The organism is Paracoccus sigandri (genome assembly GCF_003709565.1).
Taxonomy (GTDB): domain Bacteria; phylum Pseudomonadota; class Alphaproteobacteria; order Rhodobacterales; family Rhodobacteraceae; genus Paracoccus; species Paracoccus siganidrum.
This window is the reverse complement of sequence record NZ_QNRC01000062.1, coordinates 1-9,925: the sequence shown is the minus strand read 5'-3', so window position 1 is coordinate 9,925 and position 9,925 is coordinate 1. Positions and strand designations below refer to the sequence as shown.

Sequence of the window (9,925 nt, the reverse complement as noted above, 5' to 3'; positions counted from 1 at the left end):
GACGAGCTGTCGGTATTCTGCTTCATGGCGTGATCTCCCTGGCGGTTGCCGCCGCCGGTTGGGTGGGTGTCAGTTCACCCGGAGATTACGCCGCCTTCCAATTTCCACCAGTTCCGAGACACGACCTACGGACGAACAGGGGTAACGTCAGATGTCCCCAGTTTCAGACTTGTTCATTTTCGTCCATCACGCTTTGGTAGATAGGCGAACAGCTGTGTTATCTTGTCCTGCAAAGCCTGGTCGTGGCGCGGACTTCGCCGGGATGAGTGGTCAAAAAATTTCTGTATGTGCGATTGAGGCTCGATCGGTATCGTCTCACTGACTCGAGCAACGGTGGTGGTGAAGCCCACGGAAAGGCCCTTCTGACAAGCGGCCAAGTGGATGCCGAGTGCCCGTCTGGATCACAGGGCGGTGCCACTCGTTGCTTTGGGCTCAACTGTCATTGCCCTGTCCGCTTCTCGGATGATCCGACCGGGCTGCGATAGCGGATGTCACCGCCTGCTTGGATCATGTCGCCTCGGGGCCACCTGCTTCGTTTCATGTTCAGTCCCAAGGGCGTATTTGTCGCAATCAGCATCATCACCACCGACAACACTTGAAGCTGCTATGATTTGGATATGCATTTCCATGCAGTATATCCATTGGTGAGGACCGTCTGATGCATGTCGCCAAATGGGGAAATTCGCTGGCTGTCAGGGTGCCTGCCGACCTGGTGCGCGAGCTTGGTCTGAAGGCCGGCGACGAGATCGAGTTGAAACGCGCTGATGATGGCCTGGCCATCCGTCGTCGCCCCTCGGCAGACGATGTGCTGGAAGATCTGCGCCGTTTCCGTGGGCGACTCCCTGCATCTCAGCGGTTGAGCCGCGACGCCGCAAATGAGCGCTGACTTCTTCGACACCAACGTTATCCTATACCTGCTCGATGATGGTCCCAGGGCAGATCGGTCCGCCGAGTTGTTGGCAAAGGGCGGGCTGATCAGCGTCCAGGTGCTGAATGAGGCCCTTGTGAACTGCATCGGGAAAGCCGGCATGTCATGGCGGGACGCCGGCGATTTCCTCGCCGGGGTACGCGATTTGTGCGACGTGACCGCCCTCTCGGCCGAGATCCACGATGTTGGCCTGGCTCTCGGCGAACGATACGGCTTTTCGGTCTATGACGCGATGATCGTCGCGGCCGCGCTGACCAGCGGCTGCGAACGGCTTTACACAACACAGAGGACCTTCAGCACAGTCAGTTGATCGAAGGCAGCCTGCGGATCCTCAGTCCATTCCGGGAATGATGATGGCGCCATGTCCGATCCAGGACAACGGTACGGGGTTCCCGCATGCTCGGGCGGAGGAGTTGTTTGGGCAGGATCGAGGTCGTGCTGTGCGCTTTCAGATAGGTCGCGTTGATCATGATCGTCTTATGCACGGCACTCTCGGCGGCCACGCGCGAGACACGCTCAATCTGAAGACCGAGAGGACGGTTTCGGACTACATTGCCGCGCCATGAATATTGCGAATGCGTGTTGAGAGGCATCCGGATATGAGCCCGCTCATGGCAGAGCGGTCATCAGCGTCTGCGCGGCAACCATCCGCCGGGACAGACAGGCACTTGCCGGGCGGGGACTTTACCTGACCCCGCGTAGGGAGAAGCGGTCTCTGTTCCCAGGCGTGAATTCGTCCTAAACTGCAGCCGACAGGCGCCTTGGATGCCCGGATCAGACTGGCGAGGGATGTACATGACCGACCATCCAGACATCCATATCCGGCACCCCGATCTTTTCCAGATCGAGATCGTCGAAGGGGTCAAGCCACTGGATTCCCAGTTCGGACAAACCGACAGGAAGGCCGTTCCCGACCTGCTGCGCGACCCGCTGTTTGGTCAGCCCGACCCGCTTCCGTCCGAGATCGAGGCGGCGGGCGGCGATCCCGCCAAGGTGCCCGCCATGCAGACCTTTGCGATCCTCGACGCCGCCAAGGTCGCGAACCTGCCCGCGCTGCTTGACGCCAGCGGGCTGGAACATCGCTGCCTGTTCAAGGGCGGCACCGCCGAGGAGCTGGCCGAGGTCGCGCCCTGGCTGGTCAGGCTGACCGAAGATAGCCGCCTGACCCGCTTGCTGTTCACCGGCAAGGATGCGATCGGCGGATTGTGGCAAAGCGAGCCGGGCATCTATATCCGATCACGCGCCTCCTTCGAGGACATCTGGCGCCATTTCCGCCGCTTCACCCGTGTGCAGGATGAATGCGGCAACTGGTTCCTGTTCCGCTTTTGGGAGCCGCGCTGGCTCGAAGCGAATGCGGCGGTGCTGGGCGGCGGTTCAGAAGCCGCCATCCCATCCCGCTGGCCGCCAGTCAGGATTGTCCAGCCATATCCCCGCCGGTAGCTGTTGGAAGGCCGGATCCAGCCCTTCCGCCGCCCGGCGCGACATCACAAGCTCGCTGGCCTTGCGGGACAAGGTCTGCGTGGCCAGCGTGAAATTCACCCGGATCAGAAACCGGTCCCCGGCATCCTCGGGTAGGGGCGCGCTCAGTGTGGCGGGTGGGGTGAAGCTGCTGCCGGAGGCCGAATTGTAATGCTCAACCGTGATCTCGGCCTTGGCCGGGCCGTTCCCGCATTGTCGCCATTGCCCGACACGCGCGGATTTCGGCCCGGTATCCGAGGTGAAATCTTCCTCGGTCAGCCCCTCGCGCACCGTACCGATGCGGGACCAGCCCTGATCGAACTGGCCGACGACCTGGGCCAGCATCTGACGCGCCTCGGCCAGGGTCATCGGCTCCATCGGGAAGATCATCGAACTGCGATCGACCACCGGCCCGGCCAGACCCGCCATGAACTGCCTGCCAGCGGGCAGTTCGACGGGGCAGTTCCTGTCCTGATAGCGCAGCACGATCGGCCCGCCGGTCATGGTCGGCTTCAGATCTTCGCCCGATGCGAATTCCGTCAGGTAGAGGGGCGAGGTGTCCCAGCCATCGGGACCGCGCAGATCCTCGCGGTAATAGGCCATCGGTTCCTGCGCCAGAAGCTCGGCCGCCGGTTGCAGCAAGGCGACCGAGACGATGCGCGGCATGCCGTCATTCATGGAACTCTCCTGTGTCAGAACTTTTGTCGCCAGCCCAAGGACCAGAACAAGACCGGTTATCCCGGCAAGCCAGGCGCCACCTGCCATGCGCCAGCCTACCATGTGCCCGTCGCCCCGCCGCCGCCGGGCCGGAACGTCCCTTCCTGCTGCAGCATTCGGTTCACCAGGCGCTGGTAATATTGCACGCGGTCCTGCGGATTGCGGATGTCCAGCCCGTCGATGCTGACCAGATTGTCCCGCGTGCAATGTTTCGCGATCGGAATGCTGGTCTGATCGCCGGGCATCAGCGATTCCGCGCGCATCAGATCGCGAAAGGTGCCCGCATGGCGTTCATAGACGGGCTGGACGATCCGCACCTGCTCATGTTCCGCGATCAGATCCGAGGCGCCCCGCAAATCGCCCTGTTCAAGCTTGTCCATCGCGTCCAGAAGCGAACTGTCCGCCTGAATGGCGCCGCTTTCGACGCAACGGCGAAGCTGCGCCGCGCCGCATTTCTGGGCGAAGCGGACCACCGGGTAGATGCTGGAAAAGATCGTACGATTGGCATCCTGCAAGGCGTCCATCGCCTCGGACGGGTTCACCACCATCCGGCCGACCGTCTGCGCATCCCAGGCTTGGGTGCGCTGCATGGCGCAACCGCCCTGGACCGAGACATAGCTTGCCAGTCTGACCCAGATATTGCGGGGATCGGCCTCGGCCAGCCTGCCATAGGCCGCAGTGATCTGGCGGTTGCGTTCCAGCGGATCATCGCTGCGCAGCGCCTGATTGACCTCATCCTGAACATCCTGCCAGCCACGGTCGCAACTGCATTCGCAGCCCGCGACCGGATCATTGGCCGCGCGGGTCGTGCTGAGATCATCCATGCGCCACCCCTGCCGTATCAAGGGTCAGGAAATGCCGCCGCAGCCTGACCGCCTTTTCCTCCTGCGACCGGAACGGGCGCGTCATGATGGCACGGTAGGCCGGATCGTCGATGACCCGGTTGCCGTGGACCACCATGATCTCCAGATGATCCAGAACATGCTGCTGGGCGGTGACGCCGATCCGGGCCAGCCATCGGCGGCGATCGGTCACCCAGTCCAGCCGAACCTGTTCGTCGCGCGCGGCGAAGGCGGGATAGCGGGCGGCCAGACGGAAGGCGATGTCGCGGTCGAACTGCCGTTCCCGAGCGTCCTGCAAGCTCGCCGGAAAATTCGCGGGAAGACGCATTCTGCAGAGATCCCCTGATCGGTATCCGAATGAAGATGCGGACCAATTCCATTCAAAAACAATGGCTCTCCGGTCCTGGCCGAAGACCCTATAGCGATAGCCGCCAAAGCCTGACTTGTCCAGATCGGCCAAGGGTCTGACCGGCCCCACGGACAGGCCCATTTTGATTGTTAGTGCAATGTTGGTCGTGCCTCCAACGCGCAGGACATTGCTGCCGTGCCATTGGCAGAAGAGTTCAGGAAGCCCCTGGAAATGGTCGTAAGCGACAAGACCGATCTTGCTCGCGCCTGCGGCGAAATGGGCTCGTGGCACCAGTGCGGTCAACCCACGACCATAGCCACGGATACTGGGTCACCATGTTCCGGAAATACTCTCTCAGCCTCTCGAACTGATAGCAGCGGACCCGCCGCCCGAACGAAGCCAATTCCACATGCCCCGGAGTACGTTGCCAACGAAATTCCACTTTTTTGCGTCACAACCGCTTCCTCTGCGTTCAGACGGTGTTTGATGTCGAAAGAGGCCGGGCCTGACCTACCGAAGAGGCTCATGTTGGCAAATGAGGAAGAAATACTGCACGAGCGCGGGCTCAAGTCTTTGATTTCCGGAGACGTCAGGGGACGATTGCAGTGGCAATTCACACGTGAAAAGACGCAGATAGTTCTGCCTTTTTGATCACAGAAGTTGCCTCGCGATGAGGCTGAATTCCTCATAAATCATTGGAATATATCGCAATAGTGCCAAGCGCACCCTGCGCGTGCTCGGACAGCTTGATTGAGTGCGAATATGGGTGTGTTTCTGGCAGTAGGGCGTACCGCGATGCGGCAAGCTTACCTAGCGCTCAGTATGCGCCGTCTCCAGCCCATTGATATCGCGGGTTTCCTGCGAGCTGCGTAGCAGCGAGCCTCTTTGTGGTTTTCTGCAAGGGGGCGATGATGGCGGATGGTGGCGACGGGTTCGTTGGTCGTGTCGAGGTGGAGCGGCGGACGCGGGGGTATCGGCGCTGGCCTGAGGCGGTGAAGGCCCGGATCGTGGCGGAGAGTTTCCAGCCCGGGGTGCGAGTTGTGGATGTCGCGCAGCGGCATGATCTTGCGCCGCATCAGCTCTCGGACTGGCGGCGCCAGGCGCGACAGGGGCTTCTGGCGCTGCCGGCGGATGCCATGGAGGCGGTAGGCGCGACCGTGGTGCCGGCGTTCGTGCCGGTGTCGGTAGATGACGAGGTGGATGCCTCGCCTGATGCCGCGCGTGGTGCCGAAGGGGTCGTCGGGATCGAGATTGGCGACGGGATTATTGTCCGCGTGCCGGGCGACGTGTCGGCGGAGCGGGCGGCGGCGCTTGTGCGTGCGCTGCGCAGGTCGGCATGATCGTCGCCGGGCAGCGGCTGCCGATCCTGGTGGCGACCCGACCGGTGGACTTCCGTTGCGGTCATCAGGCGCTGGCACTGATCGTTCAGAACACGCTGCGGCTCGATCCGCATTCCGGGGTGATGGTGGTCTTCCGATCGAAGCGCGGCGACAGATTGAAGATCCTGGTGTGGGACGGCACCGGCATGGTGCTGGTGTATAAGGTCCTGGAGCAGGGCAAGTTCGCCTGGCCGAAGGTTCAGGACGGGGTGATGCGGCTGTCACGGGCGCAATGCGAGGCGCTGGTCGAGGGCCTGGACTGGCGGCGGGTGATGGCGCAGCGGGTGACGGTGCCGACTGCGGCGGGGTGACTCAGGTCGTCGTTCCGGGGTTGTTTTGTTGGGCTTCCCTGCCGGGATCGGGTAGAAAGGGCCATGTCGCAGCCCCTCGATCTGAGCCGCTTTCCTGACCTCCCGCCCGAGGTGGTGGCGGCCTTTGCGGCGCAGCACGAGGCGCTGGAGGCCGCCCGGTTCGAGGCCTCGGTCGAACGCGCGGCACGCCAGCACGAGCAAGCGGTGGTGGCCGAGAAGGAGGCGTTCATCGCCGAGCTCAAGGAGCTGGTGGCGACGCTGGAAGGCCAGATCCAGCAGTATCGCCGCGCGAAGTTCGGGCCGAAGTCCGAGAAGCTGGACCCCGCCCAGCTGGACCTGGCACTGGAAGACCTCGAGACTGCCATCGCCGAGACCGAGGCGCGCATCGCCGCGGTCGAGGAGAAGATCGCCGCCAGCACGCTCGATCCCGAGAAGAAAGCTCGGCGTAAACCGCGCAAGGCCCGGGCGCTGCCCGAAGGCCTGCCGCATGTGGAGCGGGTGGTCGAGCCCGACAGCATCGCCTGTCCTTGTGGCTGTGGCGACATGGTCCGGATCGGCGAGGACCGCAGCAAGCGGCTGGATTGCATCCCCGCGCGGTATCAGGTGATCGTCACGGTGCGACCCAGATACGCCTGCCCCAAGGGCCGGGCCGGTGTGGTGCAGGCAAAAGCCCCGGCGCATCTGCTCGAAGGCAGCTGGCCTACCGAGGCGCTGCTCGCGCAGATCGCGGTCGCCAAGCATTCCGAACACATGCCCTTGAACCGGCAGTCGCTGGTCATGGCCCGGCACGGGGTGCCCATCGACCGCTCGGTGCTGGCCGACTGGATGGGCCGGACCGGCGCGCTGATCGCGCCCGTGGTCGAGCGCATGGCGGTGCTTCTGAAGACCGGCGGCACCCGCCTCTATGTCGACGAGACCACAGCCCCGATCCTGGACCCAGGGCGCGGCAAGACGAAGACCGGATATCTCTGGGCGGTGCTACGCGACGATCGCGGTTGGGGCGGTCCCGCCCCGCCCGGCGTGGTGTTCCACTATCGCCCGGGCCGCGCCGGCGAGAACGCCGACGAGATCCTCGACGGGTTCGACGGGACGATTCAGGTCGACGCCTATGGCGCCTACACCCATCTGGCCAAGCCCGACCGGAAGGGCGGCAAGCCGCTTGCGCTGGCGTTCTGCTGGTCGCACGGCCGCAGGAAGCTCATCGCGGCCAGACCGAAGGCCGGCTCGCCCATTGTCGACGAGGCGCTGGCGCGCATCGCCGCGCTCTATCGGATCGAGGCCGCCATCCGCGGCAAGCATGCCGGCCTGCGCCGCACCATCCGGCAGGAGCAGTCCCGCCCCCTGGTCGATAAATTCTTCGCCTGGCTCGCCGCCCAGGCCGACCGGACCTCGCGCAAGTCGGATCTCGGCAAGGCCCCGCACTACATGCTGCACCGCCAGGACGGCTTCCGGCTGTTCCTCGACGATGGCCATGTCGACATGGACTCCAACCTGGTCGAGAACGCCATCCGCAGCCCGGCCATGAACCGCCGCAATGCGCTCTTCGCCGGCCACGACGAGGGGGGCCGCAACTGGGCCCGCTTCGCCAGCCTGATCGGCACCTGCAAGCTGAACGACGTGGAGCCTTACGCCTACCTGCGCGATCTCTTCACAAGCATCGCCACCGGCCACCTCGACAAGGACATGGACGCCTTGATGCCATGGGCCTACGCGGCAGCGACCAAGACCTCACAATGAGCACATCCGGGACTCCCGGCTGAGCTCATTGTGAGCTTCACCAACCGGCACTCGCTCCCCCCCGCACCCAACTCGCGTTCCCGAGCGCACCCCAAATCCCAATGGGACGGGGACGGCGCTTACAGCGCTCATAGCGGGCGCTGGTTTGCCCTGCGGAGTCACCTTCCCATGGATCGGCGATAAGGGCGGAGAACGGTCGTTCGCTGCGCATGCAAAGTTAAGGTCTATAGATCGGCGGAGAAAATACTGCTTCTATAGGTTTTTGGTCGCCCAAATAAGCGCTTCCTGGCGGTCTGTGGCGCCAATCTTTCTATAGGCTTCCTGCAACCGCTTCTTCACGGCAGCCTCAGTAGTGCCAAGTTGAACTGCGACTTCTATGTTTGTTCTCCGCGGAGCAAGACCAGCGAGGGCTTCCGCTTGCCTTGAGAACGGCGGTGCGAAATTCGTCCACGGTAGCGGTGGCTTGGTGCTGCTGCGGGCGGCGTAAAAGTCGTCCACCTATTCCCTTTCTGCGGCGGCAGGGAGGGCGTGAGGATTTACAGCGTGGACCTATATCTGAGAGTTCGCCAGGCTTGCGCGGAAGGCCTGAGCCAGCGGGCAGAAGCGCGAGTGTTCAACATCTCGCGTGACACGGTTGCGAAGATGATGACCTTCTCGGTGCCACCGGGCTACCGACGGACGGCCGAGGTCAGGCGGCCAAAGCTTGATCCGTTCATCCCGATCATCGAGGGCTGGCTGGAGGCGGACCGTTCGATGCCGCGCAAGCAGCGGCATACGGCCAAGCGGGTGTTCGACCGGCTTCGCGATGAGTGTGGCTTTACCGGCGGCTACACGATCATCAAGGATGGAGGCCGTGCCCGCCATCGGTTCAAGGGCATGGCCGACGATTCGGGAGCGGGAACGGCGGGGCCAGGAGGTATTTGTGCCGCTGTCGCATCCGCCGGGCCATGCTCAGGCCGACTTCGGCGAGGCGCAGGTCCGGATCGGGGGCGTCGAGCAGAAGGCCCACTTCTTCGTGCTGGACCTGCCGCACAGCGATGCGTGCTATGTGCGGGCCTACCCTGCGGCGGTGGCCGAGGCCTGGGTTGACGGCCACATCCATGCCTTTGCGTTCTTCGGCGCGGTTCCCCAGTCTGTGCTCTACGACAACGACCGCTGCCTGGTGGCAAAGATCCTGCCGCACGGGACGCGCAAGCGGACGGAGCTGTTCAGCGGCTTCCTGTCGCATTACCTGATCCGGGATCGCGATGGCCGCCCGGGCAAGGGAAACGACAAGGGTAATGTCGAGGGTCTGGTGGGCTATTCGCGGCGCAACTTCATGGTGCCGATGCCGGAGTTCGCGAGCTGGGAAGCGTTCAACCTCTGGCTGGAGGAGCAATGCCGCAAGCGACAGCGTGCTGTCTTGCGCGGTGAAAGCGAGACGATCGGGGAAAGACTGCAGCGTGACCTTGCCGCGATGCGCCCGCTCCCTGCGGCTCCCTTCGATGCCTGCGATCAGGAGACCGGCCGCGTCTCGTCGCAATCGCTGGTGCGCTACAAGACCAACGACTACTCGGTGCCCGTCGCCTACGGCCATCAGGATGTCTGGATCCGGGCCTATATGCATGAAGTGGTGATCGGTAGTCGTGGCGAGGTGATCGCCCGCCATCCCCGGTGCTGGGAACGCGATGAGATCGTCTTCGACCCGATCCATTACCTTCCGCTGATCGAGCAGAAGATCAATGCGCTCGACCAGGCAGCACCGTTGCAGGGCTGGGACCTACCAGAGGAGTTCGCCACGTTGCGCCGGCTGATGGAGGCGCGGATGAACCGCCATGGCCGACGCGAATATGTCCAGGTTCTGCGGCTTCTGGAGACTTTCGATCTCGCCGATCTGCGGGCTGCCGTGACGCAGGCCCTCCGGATGGGGGCGATCAGCTTTGATGCAGTGAAGCATCTTCTGCTGTGCCGGGTGGAGCGCCGACCACCGCGCCTGGATCTGGAGTGCTATCCTTATCTGCCCAAGGCAACGGTCAAGAAGACCAGGGCGGGGGCTTACATGCGGCTGCTCTCGGGCGATGCGGAGGGCGCGGCATGAATTGTCCGTCGTCAGAACATTTGGCTCAGATCGGGGCTTAGATTAGCGGAGAGCGGGCCTCGTCTTGGGGTTGATGTTATGCGGCGAGCTTGCGGTGCTGCAAGCGCCGATGTTCGATGGTCTTTCG

The 9,925-nt window shown here is 63.4% G+C and carries 10 protein-coding genes and 2 pseudogenes; 7 read left to right on the top strand and 5 right to left on the bottom strand.

Annotated elements, in window-relative coordinates:
• The first annotated feature begins 658 nt into the window (after window positions 1-658).
• Both C9E82_RS23080 and C9E82_RS23075 read left to right on the top strand, forming a co-directional pair.
• A complete protein-coding gene (locus C9E82_RS23080; protein WP_119900835.1) occupies window positions 659-886 on the top strand; it encodes an AbrB/MazE/SpoVT family DNA-binding domain-containing protein in 228 nt (75 codons plus the stop codon).
• The gene (locus C9E82_RS23075; protein WP_240643693.1) at window positions 876-1,238 is read left to right on the top strand and encodes a PIN domain-containing protein; all 363 of its coding nucleotides are present in this window, start codon (window positions 876-878) and stop codon (window positions 1,236-1,238) included. Before C9E82_RS23080 ends, C9E82_RS23075 begins: the two co-directional genes overlap by 11 nt.
• Before the next feature lie 112 nt (window positions 1,239-1,350).
• Here C9E82_RS23075 and C9E82_RS23070 read toward each other — a convergent pair.
• Window positions 1,351-1,431: pseudogene (locus C9E82_RS23070) on the bottom strand (IS5/IS1182 family transposase); the annotation flags it as partial.
• Between the two features lie 292 nt (window positions 1,432-1,723).
• Between C9E82_RS23070 and C9E82_RS23065 the strand changes: the two are divergent.
• Window positions 1,724-2,368, top strand: a complete 645-nt coding sequence (locus C9E82_RS23065) for a DUF4123 domain-containing protein (protein ID WP_170162180.1) — start codon at window positions 1,724-1,726, stop codon at window positions 2,366-2,368.
• Here C9E82_RS23065 and C9E82_RS23060 read toward each other — a convergent pair.
• The 3 genes from C9E82_RS23060 to C9E82_RS24290 all read right to left on the bottom strand — a co-directional run bounded on the left by C9E82_RS23060 (window position 2,303) and on the right by C9E82_RS24290 (window position 4,597).
• Entirely contained in the window at window positions 2,303-3,064 is a 762-nt protein-coding gene (locus C9E82_RS23060; RefSeq protein WP_119900833.1) for a hypothetical protein, read from the bottom strand. The two genes, C9E82_RS23065 and C9E82_RS23060, sit on opposite strands and share 66 nt — an antisense overlap.
• Before the next feature lie 95 nt (window positions 3,065-3,159).
• Complete coding sequence (locus C9E82_RS23055; protein ID WP_119900832.1) at window positions 3,160-3,927, bottom strand: DUF2515 family protein; 768 nt, start codon at window positions 3,925-3,927, stop codon at window positions 3,160-3,162.
• Complete coding sequence (locus tag C9E82_RS24290; RefSeq protein ID WP_147393148.1) at window positions 3,920-4,597, bottom strand: hypothetical protein; 678 nt, start codon at window positions 4,595-4,597, stop codon at window positions 3,920-3,922. The genes C9E82_RS23055 and C9E82_RS24290 overlap by 8 nt, the downstream gene beginning before the upstream one ends.
• A 608-nt stretch (window positions 4,598-5,205) precedes the next feature.
• On the opposite strand from C9E82_RS24290, the gene tnpA reads away from it, so the two are divergent.
• From tnpA to C9E82_RS23035, 3 genes are all read left to right on the top strand, one after another.
• Window positions 5,206-5,634, top strand: a complete 429-nt coding sequence (tnpA, locus tag C9E82_RS23045; RefSeq protein WP_119900836.1) for an IS66-like element accessory protein TnpA — start codon at window positions 5,206-5,208, stop codon at window positions 5,632-5,634.
• Complete coding sequence (gene tnpB, locus C9E82_RS23040) at window positions 5,631-5,984, top strand: IS66 family insertion sequence element accessory protein TnpB (RefSeq protein ID WP_119900830.1); 354 nt, start codon at window positions 5,631-5,633, stop codon at window positions 5,982-5,984. Before tnpA ends, tnpB begins: the two co-directional genes overlap by 4 nt.
• 63 nt (window positions 5,985-6,047) lie before the next feature.
• Window positions 6,048-7,721: an IS66-like element ISPpa7 family transposase gene (locus C9E82_RS23035; RefSeq protein WP_119900829.1), complete on the top strand. Its 1,674-nt coding sequence runs from the start codon at window positions 6,048-6,050 to the stop codon at window positions 7,719-7,721.
• A 252-nt stretch (window positions 7,722-7,973) separates the two neighbouring features.
• Here the strand turns inward: C9E82_RS23035 and C9E82_RS25485 are convergent, their stop codons facing one another.
• A complete protein-coding gene (locus tag C9E82_RS25485) occupies window positions 7,974-8,219 on the bottom strand; it encodes a LuxR C-terminal-related transcriptional regulator (protein ID WP_119900828.1) in 246 nt (81 codons plus the stop codon).
• A 45-nt stretch (window positions 8,220-8,264) separates the two neighbouring features.
• Between C9E82_RS25485 and istA the strand changes: the two are divergent.
• Window positions 8,265-9,798, top strand: a pseudogene (istA, locus tag C9E82_RS23025) (IS21 family transposase).
• Window positions 9,799-9,925 lie beyond the last annotated feature (127 nt).